The sequence below is a fragment of the Actinobacillus pleuropneumoniae genome (assembly GCF_003290385.1).
GTDB lineage: Bacteria > Pseudomonadota > Gammaproteobacteria > Enterobacterales > Pasteurellaceae > Actinobacillus > Actinobacillus lignieresii.
In genome coordinates, this window is record NZ_CP030753.1 from 571,160 (window position 1) to 585,280 (window position 14,121).

The 14,121-nt window shown below is 39.5% G+C and carries 21 protein-coding genes, 2 tRNA genes and 1 pseudogene; 7 read left to right on the forward strand and 17 right to left on the reverse strand.

Annotation, left to right across the window (positions count from 1 at the left end; genetic code table 11):
• Window positions 1-53: 53 nt before the first annotated feature.
• Window positions 54-773 carry an oxygen-insensitive NADPH nitroreductase gene (nfsA, locus tag DRF63_RS02575; protein WP_043991763.1) on the forward strand — a complete coding sequence of 240 codons (720 nt, stop codon included), beginning with the start codon at window positions 54-56 and terminating at the stop codon, window positions 771-773.
• On the forward strand, window positions 770-1,684 hold the full coding sequence (locus DRF63_RS02580) for an ATP-grasp domain-containing protein (RefSeq protein WP_005596618.1): 915 nt from the start codon (window positions 770-772) through the stop codon (window positions 1,682-1,684). The genes nfsA and DRF63_RS02580 overlap by 4 nt, the downstream gene beginning before the upstream one ends.
• Before the next feature lie 34 nt (window positions 1,685-1,718).
• On the opposite strand, the gene DRF63_RS02585 is transcribed toward DRF63_RS02580, so the two are convergent.
• Entirely contained in the window at window positions 1,719-2,477 is a 759-nt protein-coding gene (locus tag DRF63_RS02585; RefSeq protein ID WP_005596619.1) for a YdcF family protein, read from the reverse strand.
• Window positions 2,478-2,793: 316 nt separating this feature from the next.
• Here DRF63_RS02585 and DRF63_RS02590 point away from each other — a divergent pair, with 316 nt between their 5' ends.
• Entirely contained in the window at window positions 2,794-4,062 is a 1,269-nt protein-coding gene (locus DRF63_RS02590) for a malic enzyme (RefSeq protein ID WP_005596620.1), read from the forward strand.
• Window positions 4,063-4,247: 185 nt separating this feature from the next.
• Window positions 4,248-4,535, forward strand: coding sequence for a 50S ribosomal protein L25 (gene rplY, locus DRF63_RS02595; protein ID WP_005596621.1), 288 nt, complete (start codon window positions 4,248-4,250; stop codon window positions 4,533-4,535).
• A gap of 159 nt (window positions 4,536-4,694) precedes the next feature.
• Here rplY and DRF63_RS02600 read toward each other — a convergent pair whose 3' ends face one another.
• From DRF63_RS02600 to DRF63_RS02665, 15 genes are all read right to left on the reverse strand, one after another.
• Window positions 4,695-5,735, reverse strand: coding sequence for a tyrosine-type recombinase/integrase (locus DRF63_RS02600; protein ID WP_043991764.1), 1,041 nt, complete (start codon window positions 5,733-5,735; stop codon window positions 4,695-4,697).
• 9 nt (window positions 5,736-5,744) lie between these two features.
• Entirely contained in the window at window positions 5,745-5,903 is a 159-nt protein-coding gene (locus DRF63_RS02605; RefSeq protein ID WP_233432342.1) for a DUF4224 domain-containing protein, read from the reverse strand.
• An 89-nt stretch (window positions 5,904-5,992) separates the two neighbouring features.
• Window positions 5,993-6,214, reverse strand: a complete 222-nt coding sequence (locus tag DRF63_RS02610; RefSeq protein WP_005609876.1) for a hypothetical protein — start codon at window positions 6,212-6,214, stop codon at window positions 5,993-5,995.
• A 144-nt stretch (window positions 6,215-6,358) separates the two neighbouring features.
• Window positions 6,359-6,886, reverse strand: coding sequence for a class I SAM-dependent methyltransferase (locus tag DRF63_RS02615; protein WP_005596624.1), 528 nt, complete (start codon window positions 6,884-6,886; stop codon window positions 6,359-6,361).
• Window positions 6,870-7,658, reverse strand: a complete 789-nt coding sequence (locus DRF63_RS02620; protein ID WP_043991767.1) for a class I SAM-dependent methyltransferase — start codon at window positions 7,656-7,658, stop codon at window positions 6,870-6,872. The genes DRF63_RS02615 and DRF63_RS02620 overlap by 17 nt, the downstream gene beginning before the upstream one ends.
• A gap of 46 nt (window positions 7,659-7,704) precedes the next feature.
• On the reverse strand, window positions 7,705-8,181 hold the full coding sequence (locus DRF63_RS11230) for a DUF551 domain-containing protein (RefSeq protein ID WP_233432343.1): 477 nt from the start codon (window positions 8,179-8,181) through the stop codon (window positions 7,705-7,707).
• A 69-nt stretch (window positions 8,182-8,250) separates the two neighbouring features.
• Complete coding sequence (locus DRF63_RS02630; protein ID WP_005596630.1) at window positions 8,251-9,048, reverse strand: YfdQ family protein; 798 nt, start codon at window positions 9,046-9,048, stop codon at window positions 8,251-8,253.
• 45 nt (window positions 9,049-9,093) lie between these two features.
• Window positions 9,094-9,453, reverse strand: coding sequence for a hypothetical protein (locus tag DRF63_RS02635; RefSeq protein ID WP_005596631.1), 360 nt, complete (start codon window positions 9,451-9,453; stop codon window positions 9,094-9,096).
• A 62-nt stretch (window positions 9,454-9,515) separates the two neighbouring features.
• A complete protein-coding gene (locus DRF63_RS02640; protein ID WP_005596633.1) occupies window positions 9,516-9,830 on the reverse strand; it encodes a DUF6378 domain-containing protein in 315 nt (104 codons plus the stop codon).
• A 22-nt stretch (window positions 9,831-9,852) separates the two neighbouring features.
• On the reverse strand, window positions 9,853-10,149 hold the full coding sequence (locus DRF63_RS02645) for a hypothetical protein (RefSeq protein ID WP_005596635.1): 297 nt from the start codon (window positions 10,147-10,149) through the stop codon (window positions 9,853-9,855).
• Window positions 10,139-10,408, reverse strand: a complete 270-nt coding sequence (locus DRF63_RS02650; protein ID WP_043991768.1) for a hypothetical protein — start codon at window positions 10,406-10,408, stop codon at window positions 10,139-10,141. The genes DRF63_RS02645 and DRF63_RS02650 overlap by 11 nt, the downstream gene beginning before the upstream one ends.
• 9 nt (window positions 10,409-10,417) lie before the next feature.
• Window positions 10,418-10,636, reverse strand: coding sequence for a hypothetical protein (locus DRF63_RS02655; protein WP_043991770.1), 219 nt, complete (start codon window positions 10,634-10,636; stop codon window positions 10,418-10,420).
• 514 nt (window positions 10,637-11,150) lie between these two features.
• Window positions 11,151-11,226, reverse strand: a tRNA-Arg gene (locus DRF63_RS02660).
• A gap of 2 nt (window positions 11,227-11,228) precedes the next feature.
• Window positions 11,229-11,330 (reverse strand) — tRNA-Ile (locus DRF63_RS11110).
• Window positions 11,331-11,869: 539 nt separating this feature from the next.
• Window positions 11,870-12,097 (reverse strand): hypothetical protein, encoded by a 228-nt coding sequence (locus tag DRF63_RS02665; protein ID WP_005596638.1) that lies wholly within the window; start codon window positions 12,095-12,097, stop codon window positions 11,870-11,872.
• Window positions 12,098-12,361: 264 nt separating this feature from the next.
• Between DRF63_RS02665 and DRF63_RS02670 the strand changes: the two genes are divergently transcribed.
• The 3 genes and pseudogenes from DRF63_RS02670 (at window position 12,362) to DRF63_RS02680 (ending at window position 13,232) form a co-directional block, all read left to right on the forward strand.
• On the forward strand, window positions 12,362-12,637 hold the full coding sequence (locus DRF63_RS02670) for a type II toxin-antitoxin system RelE/ParE family toxin (RefSeq protein WP_005596639.1): 276 nt from the start codon (window positions 12,362-12,364) through the stop codon (window positions 12,635-12,637).
• 9 nt (window positions 12,638-12,646) lie between these two features.
• Entirely contained in the window at window positions 12,647-12,937 is a 291-nt protein-coding gene (locus DRF63_RS02675; protein WP_005596640.1) for a HigA family addiction module antitoxin, read from the forward strand.
• Window positions 12,938-12,945: 8 nt separating this feature from the next.
• Window positions 12,946-13,232: pseudogene (locus tag DRF63_RS02680) on the forward strand (addiction module antidote protein).
• Window positions 13,233-13,304: 72 nt separating this feature from the next.
• Here DRF63_RS02680 and DRF63_RS02685 read toward each other — a convergent pair.
• A complete protein-coding gene (locus tag DRF63_RS02685) occupies window positions 13,305-14,120 on the reverse strand; it encodes a DNA adenine methylase (RefSeq protein WP_005596643.1) in 816 nt (271 codons plus the stop codon).
• Between the last annotated feature and the right edge of the window lies 1 nt (window position 14,121).

Consider the following 14,121-nt stretch of genomic DNA (forward strand, 5'->3'; position numbering starts at 1 on the left):
ACATAAGATTGAAAAAACGTGTAATGTCGGACGTTTATTTTATCGGAGGCAATATGATGAGCAAACCAACCTTAGAAACGATACTTTCGCATCGTTCTATTCGTAAATTTACCGAACAACCTATCTCGGAAGATCTATTCCAAACCTTAATCCAAGCCGGGCAACAAGCCTCAACCTCCAATCATTTGCAATGCGTGAGCGTGATTCGTGTCAAAGATCAAACCATACGCCAAGCATTGCGTGAGGTATCGGGTATGGCATATGTGACCGAATGTGCGGAGTTCCTAGTTTTTTGCATTGATTTTCATAAACATAAGCAGCTTGTGCCGGATTCGCAATTGGATTGGGCGGAAGTCAGCGTAATCGGTGCGGTGGATACCGGAATTTTTGCCCAAAATGTTTTGCTGGCTGCGGAATCGGTCGGCTTAGGCGGAGTATATATCGGGGCATTACGTAATGATGTGGCGAAAGTGGCGGAAGTATTAGGGTTACCGCAATATTGTGTGCCGTTAGTAGGAATGTGTTTGGGTTATCCGGCACAGGATCCCACACTAAAACCGCGTTTGCCTATAAGTTTGGTCTGTTACGAAGATCAATATCAGCCGTTGGATCAAACGGAACTTGCAAAATATAACGAAATTTTGACCGCTTATTATCAGGCGAGAACCGGTGAAGGACAGCAGTGGCAAGTGGCGATTGATAAAACCTTAAATAAAGCGGTGCGTCCGCATATGTTACCGTTTTTCCAACAACAAGGATTGTTGAAGCGATGAAATTTTTAATGTTGTGTCGTGAGCCTCGTTTATACAGTTGCCAACGTTTACAACAGGCTTGTGAGCAACGGGGAATTAGCTTAGATATTCTCGACCCGAATCGAATGTTAATAAAATTAGCGGTGGAGCAAGGTCAATCCGTATTGCGGCTCTATTACCAAACAGGGGAAATTTACGATAAAAACCGACCGCTTCCGCAATTATTACCCGATTATGATGCGGTGTTGCCTCGTTTCGGCACAACCAGTACGGAAATGGGATGTCGAGTTTTGCGTTATTTTGAAGCGAAACGGGTAAAAGTATTAAATGATTCGACCGCTTTCGCTTTGGCACGGGATAAATGGCTAAGTTTACAAGTTTTAGTTGCCGCACAAATTGCAGTGCCGGCAAGTTCGTTAGCCGGAGAACTGTGTTCGATGGACGGACATTTAGCCCAACATCAGTTCCCGTTGATAACGAAAACCTTATCCGGTTCGCAAGGTGTAGGGGTTATGTTAGCCGAGAGCAAACAAACCGCCCAAAGTGTCTTAGGGGTTTTACAGCAAGCGAAATTAACTTATTTGCTGCAAGATTTCGTAGCGGAGTCAAAAGGGCAGGATATTCGAGCGTTTGTCATCGGAGATCGTGTCGTGGCGGCGATGCAACGTTCAAGTAATGAGGGCGAATTTCGTGCAAATATCCATTTAGGCGGTAAAGCACAACTGATAGCATTAACTGAAGCGGAACAGCAGCTTGCGGTAAAAGCGGCAAACGCCATCGGACTTAGTGTGGCGGGTGTTGATCTGATTCGTTCCGATAGCGGATTGTTGGTATTGGAAGTAAATGCCAGCCCGGGGCTGGAAGGGATTGAACAGGCAAGCGGTATTGATATTGCCGGTTTGATGATCGAACATCTGATTCATTCACTTTAGTACAAAGCCCTCAAACGGGGCTTTATTATGCTAATTATCCGATCAGTTTTTCTTTCCAAGAACCAATCCACTCTTTAAGTGCAATGCTACTGTTCTGTAAGGCTTGTGCTTGCGGAATAAAGGGTAAAATACCGATATCAAGCGCTTGATGAGCGGTGGTACCGGCGGCAAGTACGTTAAATCCCTCTCGTTCAAATAACATTTTTGTGCGTTTCATATGCCACTGATTCGTAACTAAGATAATGCGATCGATACTTTCCTGCTTAAGCATCGCTTTACTTAATATGGCATTTTGTTCAGTCGTATTGGATGCTGATTCGACCCATTTTACCGAAACATTAAAGAAATCGTGTAATTCTTGCGCCATAATTTTCGCTTCCGGTTCTCTGCCTTCAGGGCTTCCGCCGGTCACTAAAATCGGTAAACCGGTCTGTTTATGTAAATAAGCCGCATAACGCATACGTTCTAACGGTGCGGCGGCAATCGTATAACGACCGAATAATTCGTGACTGTTACGTACCCCTCCACCCAACACTACAATCGCTTGCGCCTTTTTATAATCCTCAATGGTAAGTTTTTCACTAAAAGTGACCGCTTGAATTAATTGATGAGAGAAATACGGCGTACTACAAATATAGAGAATCGTCATACCTAATGCTGTACAAAAATAGCTCAGCTTTTTGAATTGTAATTTATGGAGAAATAAAGAAAAAATCCATAAAATCAAAGCGTTAAATGGCGGTAGAATAATAGCGGTAATGAGTTTGGTCAGTAATAGCATAATTTTGAACATAAATACGTATTTGTTTTATCATCTTGAATGAGTAAAGCCAAAGAATCAAGCCGGAAAACAACTTACCGATAATTTCTACCTAATTAGAGTAATTTTTTGAGTAAGGTCGAGTATAAACTTTGCCAAGTCTTATCGTTTTTTGTTATCTTTAAGAAAATGTTAAAAATTAGATCTAAATCACACAAAAACAATAACTTTTACAGTACAATTCGACCGTTTTATTTGTAGCATAAGAAGCGTATGAAATAATGTGCTACGGATAAAGATAAAGAAAATACACATCATCAAAAATCTTATTTATGTTAAGGATGTATCCATGAGCGATTTAAAACAACAAGCATTAGACTTCCACGAATTTCCGGTACCGGGCAAAATTTCGGTTACGCCGACTAAATCACTTGCAACGCAACATGATTTAGCCTTAGCGTATTCTCCGGGCGTTGCCGAACCTTGCTTGGCAATTGAGAAGGAACCCGCTGCTGCTCGTCGTTATACCGCTCGTGGTAACTTAGTAGCGGTTATTTCAAACGGTACTGCGGTACTCGGTTTAGGTAATATCGGTGCGTTGGCGTCTAAACCGGTAATGGAAGGTAAAGGCGTATTATTCAAAAAATTTGCCGGCGTTGATGTTTTTGATATCGAAATTAACGAACACGATCCGGATAAATTAGTCGATATTATCGCATCGTTAGAACCGACTTTCGGCGGAATCAACTTAGAAGATATCAAAGCACCGGAATGTTTCTATATCGAGAAAAAATTACGTGAGCGTATGGGTATTCCTGTATTCCACGACGACCAACACGGCACGGCAATTATCGTAGGTGCGGCGGCAGTAAACGGTTTACAAATCGTAGGTAAAGATATTGGCGAAGTGCGTTTAGTGGTAAACGGTGCGGGTGCGTCTGCGATTGCGTGTACCAACTTATTGCGTTCTTTAGGTTTCAAAAAAGAAAATATTACTATGTGCGATTCTAAAGGGGTAATTTACCAAGGTCGCGGCGATAATATGGACGAAACCAAACAATTCTATGCGATTGAAGATAACGGTTGGCGTACCCTTGCGGATGCGGTCGCGGGAGCGGACGTATTCTTAGGTTGTTCTAAAGCGGGCGCATTAACTCAAGATATGATCAAAACCATGGCGAAAGATCCGTTAATTCTTGCGTTAGCCAACCCTGTGCCGGAAACTACGCCACACGAAGCGAAAGCCGTGCGCGCGGATGCGATCGTATGTACCGGTCGTTCGGATTATCCGAACCAAGTAAATAACGTACTTTGCTTCCCGTATTTATTCCGCGGTGCGTTAGACGTAGGTGCAACCACGATTAATGAAGAAATGAAAATGGCGGCGGCACACGCAATTGCAGATTTAGCAAAAGAGCCGGTTCCGTTTGAAGTATTATCAACTTACGGCGAATTATCGTTCGGTCCGGATTATGTAATCCCAACACCATTTGACCCTCGTTTAATTGTGGCGGTTTCATCAGCGGTTGCAAAAGCGGCAATGGATTCAGGCGTTGCGACTCGCCCGATTACCGATTGGGATGCGTATGCAAAACAAGTGAAAGCGCTTATCGCTTAACGGTTTAAAATAATTGAAAGAGGCGAGATTATTCGCCTCTTTTTGTTTTGCATTTTGGTAAAAAAGTGCGTAGAATATGCACTCGGCTTTTTCAGCCGAAATTATTTTGTGAAATAGCTGGGTCGCCTGCTATTTTTTATATTCACGGAACGTTATGTTCCTTTTTACTTTAAGAGAATCAAACAATGTCATTCAAATTTGAAGCTGAAGTTCGTTCTGCGCAAGGTAAGGGTGCGAGCCGCCGCCTGCGTCACAATGGTCAAGTTCCTGCGATCATCTACGGTGGTAACGCAGAGCCTGTATCAATCATCTTAGATCACGATAAAGTGAACAACGCACAAGCACACGATGCGTTCTATAACGAAGTATTAACTATCGTTGTAGCGGGTAAGGAAGAGCAAGTTAAAGTACAAGCGATTCAACGTCACCCGACCAAACCAAAATTAGTTCACTTAGACTTCAAACGTATTTAATCTAGGATTGCCAACGATTAAACGTTGAAAAACGTTCCGAAACTTTTATGATTTTTGGTGGTTATTTATGCAAATAAAATCAATATTTTATAAAATAGTTTCGGAACGGATTTTAAGTGATTTAAAGGCTCTTTTGTATAGTACAAAAGGGCTTTTTCATTATGTAATTTCATCAGTTGGTTTGAGTAATTTATCTTTTCTAATATAATGCTGGGTCATTCGTTTTGATGTATGTCCAAGCTGTTTTTGTGCCTGTTCATCGGTTGCAGTTAATGAAATATCTGTTGCTGCTTTGGCTCGCATATCTCGCATTTGAACCTTCCCGATTTCATCAGCTAGTTCAGGATATGCATTCATTGCTTTTTCTCTAATCTCTTTAAAGTGATTTCCTAGGATTCTCCTTTCTAATTTTCTTCCCCATTTATTTGTGAATATAAAATCGCTTCCATCTTGTAGCCTACGGTCTAAAATCTCTTTAAGCCTACCACTAATTTCAAACCTGACTTTTTTACCCGTTTTTTGCTGTGTGATATGTAAAATACCGTTATAAATATGTGAGCGGTGGATATTGCAAATATCAATAGGACGCTGCCCAAGTAAGTAGGCTGTTTCGATAATATCCGCCATTCGCTCATCGGCAAATTCGTAGATTTTTTCAAGTATATAATCTTCGACATAGATTTCTCGGTATTTCGTTGGGAATTTTTTTACACCTTGTGATGGACTGGATAGAGTGGTGTAACCCCACTCCCTCGCACTATTCCAAATAGTGTTGAATAATCCAACCTCGATATTAGCCACTGCCGGCGTATCTTTGCGCCATTGTAGATATTGCTTGATGTGCTGAGGTTCAATTCTTTCAAGTTGAATTGGCGGATCTCCGAAGAATTTACAGAGCCAGCCAATCGCCTGTAAATTGGATTGGCGTGTGTTTTTTGCTTTTTTCGTGGGAACGACTTCCACTTCATACCGCTTTGCCACATCAATGAATAAAACAACTTCGCCCTTTTTCTGAAATTCAAAATTGAGTTTGGCGGCTTCCAATACGGCTTCGTATTTGTTTGTGCCGAGGGATTTTTCTTTGCCGTCCGCCATTACATAGTAAAAGTATTCAACAATTTGGCCACTTGCTCGTTTCCGTCGTCGGCAAAGTAGATTTTGCGGCAAACCGTTATTTTCTCGTTTACGTGGTCGAGCCATACTAACTCCTTATGCTGTTCTGAGAACATTTGGAATCCAATCATGTTCATTAGCAGATTCTTGTCTTTTGTTTTTTGTCCGAGAAGCATAATCTCTCCGTACAATAGGGAAGCCATTACCATTTTTCACAAACGGAATACCCATTTTGTTGAGCTGTTCAATGATCATTTTTTCTGCTTCCGCCCAGTAAGAAACTGTAATTCTTCAAGGGCGAGAAAATCTTGATAAATATTCATCTTATTTCTCCATTAATCACTTTACCATCTTGGTGTTTTTCGTAGAATATCCGGTACTTCAACGATTTGTAACTGTTCCGGTTTCACGTTTTTATATTTCACCCAATATTGGCAAATTTCTAATGCTTCGCCTTGAGTGACGGTTTTTCTTGTTTCTCTCAAAACTGTCCACTCATTCTTAAATTCTGCTTCAAGCACGATATATCGCTTACCATCCATTACTTGTACTTCGTTTCTAAACATATCGTCCCCGCTCAATTAGCCAAAGCCTAATGCGCATGATCATCAAGTCGTCGTCACGCTCTCGTGCGCGCAGAGTGTGTAACAGCCAAACTATACGCACCAGGGATAATTCAGCTATTAATAACCATAGATTTGTATCGTTCATTAGTCACCTTTCTTACTAAAATTCTTGTCTTTAATGAACGCAATCCAATGTGTATTCGATTGCTTTCCGGATTTGTGTCCAATAAGCGGAAAATAGTCGGTCAAGTCTAAAATCTCACTCACTTTGATCTGTGTTTCATTCCACTTAAAAATCAGAATTCTGTGTTTATCTAACACTCGAAAGCATTCGCTGAATCCTTGTCTAAGCTGACTTTGCCAATCAGTATTTAATTTTCCGTACTTTTTAACTAACCAAGAATTGCTTCCGCCTTGTTTCAAATGTGGCGGATCAAAGATAACGCACTTAAACGAATTGTCTGGATAAGGCATGTTTGTAAAGTCGTGGATAACATCAGGTTTTACAACAAGGTGTCGCTCTTTATCTCTATCTTTAAAAGTAGTCCGCAACTCTCGATTATCTGCAAATAAAACAAGAGGGTTCTGCTTGTCGAAGTGAAACATTCGACTGCCACAGCAGGCATCTAAAATTATTTTGTCCATAAAAAATACCCTACAAAAAAAGCCCATCTTGCGACAGGCTTTGAATGTTTGATTTAAGTGTTTTTTCGACATTGGCATAAATGTCTAAGATAAGTTGTATAGGTATATTTGACCGCTCATTGTAACTTTTCGAAAACTCTCTCCAATCTTTATCAGCTTTGATAGATTTATCACAACGTAGATTTAAGTTAATGTTACTTTTAAATCTAGTTGGCTTACGGAGTGGGTATCCGTAATTGTTATAATAAGTCAAATTCTCAAACGGGATTTTAAAATTCAAAATGTCGGCGATGTAATGCCAAATTCTGCTACTTGCCGGATTCTCGATTACATAGATGGACGGTTGGTATCGTTTGATAATCTCAATTGTATTGTAGATACACAATTCGCCATTAATGCGATTTAAAAATGATCGCTCATACTTAAACTGGACGTGAGGTAATTCATAATCGACGTTATTTCGGATGGTGAATTTTGATAATTCACGACCGTTGCCACTCTCTTGCTTCCAGCTAGCATTACCTCCCCACATAGCACTAGCTACTGACCAACTTTCACAGGGTGGGCTAGCGATTATTAAATCAGGTTGTGGCAGTTTATCAAGCGTATCAAACAAAGTGTTGTCGCCAAACATTCGTCCATAATCAGCTAAATTAAGATTAATAAAATGACTATTTTTACTCTCAGTATCAATGCCAATCGGATAAATCTCAATAGAGTAGCCTGGCATTGCATTGCATTGCATTGCAGCTTGAGTATAGCAGCCGTTTCCGCTGTCGAACAAAGCCCAAACAATCATTAGTTCATCCTTAAATAAGAAACGCACTTTTATAGTGCGTCATATGTTAATCTTGCGGTGGCTTCGTAAGTGGTTGCCAGTGTGTGATTTCATCTTGGTAGTCTAAGAAACCGCCTAAATCTTCATCATATTGTAATATCTCATAAGGATTTTCCCAATATGGACTATAACCTAGGTAATACCCTTGTTCAGTAGGTAATTGTTCTTTTACTTGAATCCAATCATGATTGTTTATTTCCCCAGGGAACATTCCGATAATGTCATATCTATATTCAAGCATTTCTCCATCACTACTAATACGGTTCCATTGTCCATTTGCTCCCCAATGAATTGGAGTTTCAGTACCATCATCAAAAAAATGAACACCAATAATGCTATCACTTTCTACGAGAGGATTTGTTGCTTGATAAAGACAATAAGCTGTATCTCCATTTCTTAGCTGACATTTCAATCTATGTCTAATAGCTAAATCTGCGTCAAATGGTATTAATTTTTTCAGGTTATGTTGTTTTGAATTGTTCATCATTACCTCCATAAAACAAAACCGCTTGAACTTACGAACAAGCGGTCTGTTTTTAGTAAAATTTTTCGATTACGCTAAGTACCCTTCATAGAACTCTACATCAGGAATATTTGATTTCAGATTTTCAATCGTAGTATTGAACGCATCCTCGATCACTTTTTCAGGATTGATAAGTTCATACCATAAGGTTAATAAACCATCTTTAATACGATAACGAATGCGAGCCTTAATTTGGTAGTAATCGCCATTATGGAATGGTTGTAAACCTAACGAGATTTCTTCCGGTAAACGTGTTTTACCGCCACCGCTTTTTTCGTCTGTGAAAGCAAATGTCATTGTGCCGTCTTGTAGGCGTTGTACCGATTTAAACTCTGACTTACGAGTTTCTTCAAATGCTAGAACCATTGCTAATAATTCCGCACCGCTTACTGTATTACCTTCACTTGCCACACAGTGAATGTTATTTTCAATGAATTGAGCAAATTCAATTTGACTCATTGCTGACTTATTTTTAGCAGTCCACGCTTTCCAGTCTTTGGAATGTGGGCAAGTGTAGCTTGCTGTATGATCACCCCAACGAGCTTCTTGCGGATTTGCGTGGTAATCAAAGATAGTTTTCACGCTCAGTGAATCCAAGTCGCAGAAAATAGCTGTACCGGCAATTTTAAATTTATTTGTGTAATCAATAAGAGATTGTGCAGTAGAGACCGTAACTGCTTGGCGGATACGATTTGGTGTCGGTTGTAAATGTTCTAATGATTTGATTTCGAAATCATCACGGGCAAGAATTGCAGGAGTACCAGCTAATGCGCCAACATTTAAACCATTTGAAGCTAGGCTTGCGATTTCTTTGATAATTTTTTCCATATAATGGGATCCTTCTTATATAAAGTTAGTTATGTTATGTAATGATTATGCTGCGGCAGTTGCTAAAACTTTTAAGCTACCTTTCGGTTTTTCTTCAACGGCTTTTAATTCCATTTTGAGCTGATTTGGGTCATCAAATAACACATCGCCGCTTGCTGTTGAGAAGACAATGCTTTCTTCACGATCAAGTTCAGGGACTTTACGGCTGACTTTTGGTGTGATTTTGATTGAATCTTCGGTACGAGTATTCAACATCGCAACATTCAGAGTTAGTGTAATTGAACCTTGTTTACGAGTTGTGCGGACGGCTTTGACGACTTCAGCGAGTACATCTGTTAATTCATCGTTAAGTTCTCCACGGTTAAGTTTAGATAATGTTTGATCAAATGGGGTTAAGTTGCTCATGTTGTTTCTCCATGTTTGATTGGTTGTTAATTTAGTTAATAAAAAACCGCTTAGTTAGCGGTTTATTTGTTGTCATTTCTAGTATTGAGTGTCGAACCTGTAATTTCCGTTATTGCAGGTTGTGCCGGTGTAAATAGGTTGCCACCTAATAATGCATAGCCGGCAATATCTTGCCAGTTATCTTGATGATTTGCTCCGTTATTTAAAATTCTGGCAATTTTGAATAGCATCATTTCAACGGCTGTTTGTTGTTGCCAAGTTAATTTTTCAGCGTGCTTGTCACTTACTTTTCGTAAACCGCCGTAGATTTCGCAAAAGCTCTCATAGCTACCGTGCTGTGCTTGGCGTTCGTTTAAAATTTCTTGTGTTGATTTCATTATTTACTTTTTTAATGTTGGATTAGTTAAGATCATTCAACTTCAGCGTTTGATAAACGCATCTATGATGCTTGCCGAATGTGCCATCAATCTTTTTGACATGACCGTAAATTTTAAACTCTACGCCGTCTGGCAAAATGCGGTTAATGGCAATATTGAATACTTTGATTTCGCTTTTACCAAACGGCACAAGCTCGCCAATTTTTACTGGTGAAATTGTAGGCACGGAGTCAATCTGTAATTTCTCGACATATTTAAACTGGCGATCAAGTTCTTTTCGTGCTTCGATTAGTTGCAGCAGAGTATTTTTAGCGTTCATGTTTTTTCCCTTTTGGCGTTTTAAGTGTTGGTGGCGGAGGCGGTTCTTTGTAATGTACCCAAGCATAAACACGTTCCGCACTTTGACGCTCTTTCATTCGAGCGTCAAAACCAAATTCATGATTCATTGCGTCATAATTACTGAGCGTCACTAGTCGATTTATACCTAGTGATTCGTTATTGACGGTCACAACTACAAGATAGTTGCCACTCTTAATCGGTCGTTTCTGCGGATATAAATTCCAGTCATCTATAGCCATGTTAAGTCCTTAGTTATTTACAAATTCGATCGGTGTTGCTTGTGGGTATTGGCATTTGAGGGTTTTTACAAATGCGTGACTATGCACCCATTCCATCGTGCAGCTTTTCTGTTGGCAATGAATTGAATCGACTAATTCTTTGCCGTCTAAGTCGTTTGTTGTTGCGATTTGCCCTCCGAGTAGCATTGCTGCGCCGATAGCTAGGAGGGAGATTGATAAATTACTCATAGTATTGTCCTCGGGGGATAAATTTTGTTAAAAAAAAGCCCCAATCCAATAACTAGAGAGGGGCGAGGAGGTCTTACCTAAGGAAATGAATATCGGTCGTTTTAAAGTTTCAGCCGATCAACTTGCCATTTAGAACCGATCTAACTCGGGCAGAGTGCAAACAAGAAAGAACCCGAGTGGAAACTCTAGAGCGGTTTTAAATAGAGCCTGTTTTACCCAAACAGGCAAGGGGAACTTACAAATCAATCAAAACAGAGATAAATGATTTACATACCATCCTCCTTATTCAACTTACATACATACGCATTTAAAACAATGAACGGCAATCCATAACCATTCATTAGAAAGCGCACTAAAGGAGTTTTACAAGCACTTTGACAACGACAATAACGGAGTACCTCCAGTGCGCTTTCTGATAAATACCGCCACCGTGAATGGCGGTATGCTTATCGGATATAAATGTCAAATTACGGTGTTCCCACCTATAAGCACACTCAAAGAATATGCTTATAGGTGGCGACTGCAGAGGGATTCGAACCCTCATCCCACCGCTTAGAAGGCGGTTGCTCTATCCATTGAGCTATGCGATCGTTGGTGCTAGGCGTGGGAATCGAACCCACATTACATCAGTTATCTGCTGATTGCTTTACGAAAGTATAAGCTCCGTCCTATGGCCAATATTAGCAAGCCTAGCATTGGTGACTGTGATTATTTATACTTGCCACAGTCAGCAAGTAGAGCCTTACATACATTTGGGGTAATCAGTCCCAATTTAATACTTCTCCTGAAGTCGCTCACTTGTGATTAAATCAAGAGCCACTTTCAAATCCTGTGAAAGTGCCGTAGGATGCTTGTCTCTCCAAGCTGTCACGCCTTTAGCTAACGTTTGCTGTCTGTTGCTTTCCCATTTTTTACCAACTGGAAAACAGACCAAACGGTGTGGTTCTGTCGCCCGCCCAGCTTTGCCATACTGTCGGGTGCCGCTTATATCCGTATCCGATTATCGGAATGTGATTGCTTAGAACATTGAATACCAGTGTTGCGCGTTTAGCTCTTTACACCTTGCGAGTGCACTGCCTAAACATTCATTCCCTCTATGAATGAAGCGTTGAAGTTTACTTCTTGCGGTCTAAATATTCGTTCGCATAAGCACCAAATTGTTAAAGAGCGTTGCCTTTCGGCTAGGGTAGAACCCTTATTCAAGCCCTCCGACTGAGGGCTTAGTAAAGATTCTTAGCAGAGATACATATTCCAAAGCTGTTCGGCTTTTTCAGCGTTCATTTTTTCGCTTTGGCTCCACTCAATCAGCTTACCGTTTCTAAACATTGCTCTTTCAACGACAAACTCATTTGTTTCTTCATTTTCGTATGCTTCGAAAATTTGAATAAATCCGTTGCCACGTTTCTCTTTACGTCTGCATAAGATGAAATCTTTATTGTTGAATACGCTTTGAGTGTCCATTTTGTTTCTCCGTTTTGCTGTACTGCGTTTTGATGTGGTTATTATGTACTTTTGGTTCATTGAACGCAAGAACTAAAAGTACATTAATTTTGATTTGATATACTTTTAGTTCATAACCAATTGATTTATAAAGAATTTGAAAATGTTTGATTGATTGTTTTTTAATCAATAAAGAGATAAAAATAGAGAAATTTGGTCAAATTTGTTGTATTTTAAAAGCGGTGTGATATATTTATGTCACATTAATTAAGTGGCGTTATACTTATGATAAAGAGTTTCAAACACAAAGGCTTAAAACAATATTTTGAAAAGGGCATTACTAAAGGCATTCAGCTTAATCATCAGCGCAAAATAGATGGTATTCTTGATTTAGTGGATTCAGCAGAGAGTGTTGATGAACTTATGCCGTTTTATCAATGCCACGAACTTAAAGGAGATAGAAAAGGGATTTATTCTATGACAGTTAACGGCAATTGGAGGATTACGTTTGAATTTATTAACGGAGATGCCTATATTTTGAATTATGAAGATTATCATTAAGGAGTAGTTATGCGTAAACCGGCACATCCAGGACAAATTTTACTTGATGGTTTTATTGAACCAAATAATATTAAAATTACTGCGCTTGCAGCGCATTTAGGCTTTTCTCGTGAAACGTTATCTCGAGTGTTACATGGAAAAAGCCCTATGACGGCAAACTTGGCATTAAGTTTAGAAGAAGCAGGGATTAGCACGGCAAGATTGTGGCTAAACTTACAGACAAAATATGATTTGTGGGAGCTTAAACAACACCGCTCATACGCTGTAATGCCTTTTCATTTATCGCATAGTTATGCTTAAAATAGCTTATGGAACTACAAGATTTTGATATGGTGGAACATTTAAGAAGTGAAGAAAAAATTCAACTTTACTTGAATGAGGTGCTGAAAGAGGATGATATGGACTTAATTCTTTCCGCATTAGGCGATATTGCCAAAGCACGCAATATGAGCCAGTTGCGAGAGAAGTGGGCGTGAGCCGTGAGGGGTTGTATAAAGCCTTTTCCGGAAAAGGGAACCCGACTTTTTCTACTGTATTGAAAGTAATGAAAGCACTAAACTTAACATTAGAAGTAAAACAAGCGGCACACGCATAATTAAGCTCTCTTTGGAGGGGGTTCTTTTGCAAAAAAAATTACAAATGTAAAAGGAAACCGCCACGAGGACGGTTATAAAACAAGATTATGGCTATAAATAACAATTTCTGTTGCTTTCATTTTTTTGTTGGCCGAATAATTTAAAGAGTATTCACTTTGTCTGTATTGCTGATAGATAGCCTTGATATTGGAATTGTTATCATAAGATACAAGCCAAGGTGTTTTTACATTGTCCAACTTTTCTTGAATCGCTTGGTGGTCTTTATGTTGGTAATAATTCCTATAAAGCCCCTGACCTTTTTCATAATATGGCGGGTCAAGATAAATTAACGAATTAGTTGGTACAAGTTTATCTATTATTGGTAGCCAAGTTTCTGTATCAAAATTGGTTACATGGATATGTTTGCTCATATCACCAATTTTCTCAATACGCTTGATTAAATCTATCTTATTAAAACGACAATCGAGCTTGTAATTTCCCATCTGATTTAATCCGCCAATCACGCCGGCTTTTAGAATACCTGAACGATTAGTACGATTAAGAAAGAAGGCTGCAAAACCATGTTCTAATGAAGAAAGATCTTCTCTTTTGAGTAATATCTTTTGTTTGTGCCATTCTTCAATCGTGATGGGGGTGTCGCTGATCAGACGAATAAAATCTTCGGTTTGCTCAGTAATAGCTTTCCAAAAATGATAGATGGCCAAGTCTAAATCATTGATATGAATATCTGTACAATAGCCGCTAAAGAGTAAATCTAATGCGACACCCGCTCCACCAGCGTAGGGCTCTACATAGTGTCCTTTGAGATTGTTTTTTTCCATAATCTGTTTGATTACGGGAACAAATTTAGCTTTTCCACCTGGATAACGTAAGGGGGTACGTAACATT

What these genes read in the sequence shown, in the direction of transcription:
- nfsA (WP_043991763.1), top strand. Translation starts at nt 54, where the DNA reads ATGATGAGCAAACCAACCTTAGAAACGATACTTTCGCATCGTTCTATT.
- DRF63_RS02580 (WP_005596618.1), top strand. Translation starts at nt 770, where the DNA reads ATGAAATTTTTAATGTTGTGTCGTGAGCCTCGTTTATACAGTTGCCAA.
- DRF63_RS02585 (WP_005596619.1), bottom strand. Translation starts at nt 2,477, where the DNA reads ATGTTCAAAATTATGCTATTACTGACCAAACTCATTACCGCTATTATT.
- DRF63_RS02590 (WP_005596620.1), top strand. Translation starts at nt 2,794, where the DNA reads ATGAGCGATTTAAAACAACAAGCATTAGACTTCCACGAATTTCCGGTA.
- rplY (WP_005596621.1), top strand. Translation starts at nt 4,248, where the DNA reads ATGTCATTCAAATTTGAAGCTGAAGTTCGTTCTGCGCAAGGTAAGGGT.
- DRF63_RS02600 (WP_043991764.1), bottom strand. Translation starts at nt 5,735, where the DNA reads ATGGCTCGACCACGTAAACGAGAAAATAACGGTTTGCCGCAAAATCTA.
- DRF63_RS02605 (WP_233432342.1), bottom strand. Translation starts at nt 5,903, where the DNA reads ATGATCATTGAACAGCTCAACAAAATGGGTATTCCGTTTGTGAAAAAT.
- DRF63_RS02610 (WP_005609876.1), bottom strand. Translation starts at nt 6,214, where the DNA reads ATGTTTAGAAACGAAGTACAAGTAATGGATGGTAAGCGATATATCGTG.
- DRF63_RS02615 (WP_005596624.1), bottom strand. Translation starts at nt 6,886, where the DNA reads ATGGGCTTTTTTTGTAGGGTATTTTTTATGGACAAAATAATTTTAGAT.
- DRF63_RS02620 (WP_043991767.1), bottom strand. Translation starts at nt 7,658, where the DNA reads ATGATTGTTTGGGCTTTGTTCGACAGCGGAAACGGCTGCTATACTCAA.
- DRF63_RS11230 (WP_233432343.1), bottom strand. Translation starts at nt 8,181, where the DNA reads ATGAACAATTCAAAACAACATAACCTGAAAAAATTAATACCATTTGAC.
- DRF63_RS02630 (WP_005596630.1), bottom strand. Translation starts at nt 9,048, where the DNA reads ATGGAAAAAATTATCAAAGAAATCGCAAGCCTAGCTTCAAATGGTTTA.
- DRF63_RS02635 (WP_005596631.1), bottom strand. Translation starts at nt 9,453, where the DNA reads ATGAGCAACTTAACCCCATTTGATCAAACATTATCTAAACTTAACCGT.
- DRF63_RS02640 (WP_005596633.1), bottom strand. Translation starts at nt 9,830, where the DNA reads ATGAAATCAACACAAGAAATTTTAAACGAACGCCAAGCACAGCACGGT.
- DRF63_RS02645 (WP_005596635.1), bottom strand. Translation starts at nt 10,149, where the DNA reads ATGAACGCTAAAAATACTCTGCTGCAACTAATCGAAGCACGAAAAGAA.
- DRF63_RS02650 (WP_043991768.1), bottom strand. Translation starts at nt 10,408, where the DNA reads ATGGCTATAGATGACTGGAATTTATATCCGCAGAAACGACCGATTAAG.
- DRF63_RS02655 (WP_043991770.1), bottom strand. Translation starts at nt 10,636, where the DNA reads ATGAGTAATTTATCAATCTCCCTCCTAGCTATCGGCGCAGCAATGCTA.
- DRF63_RS02665 (WP_005596638.1), bottom strand. Translation starts at nt 12,097, where the DNA reads ATGGACACTCAAAGCGTATTCAACAATAAAGATTTCATCTTATGCAGA.
- DRF63_RS02670 (WP_005596639.1), top strand. Translation starts at nt 12,362, where the DNA reads ATGATAAAGAGTTTCAAACACAAAGGCTTAAAACAATATTTTGAAAAG.
- DRF63_RS02675 (WP_005596640.1), top strand. Translation starts at nt 12,647, where the DNA reads ATGCGTAAACCGGCACATCCAGGACAAATTTTACTTGATGGTTTTATT.
- DRF63_RS02685 (WP_005596643.1), bottom strand. Translation starts at nt 14,120, where the DNA reads ATGTTACGTACCCCCTTACGTTATCCAGGTGGAAAAGCTAAATTTGTT.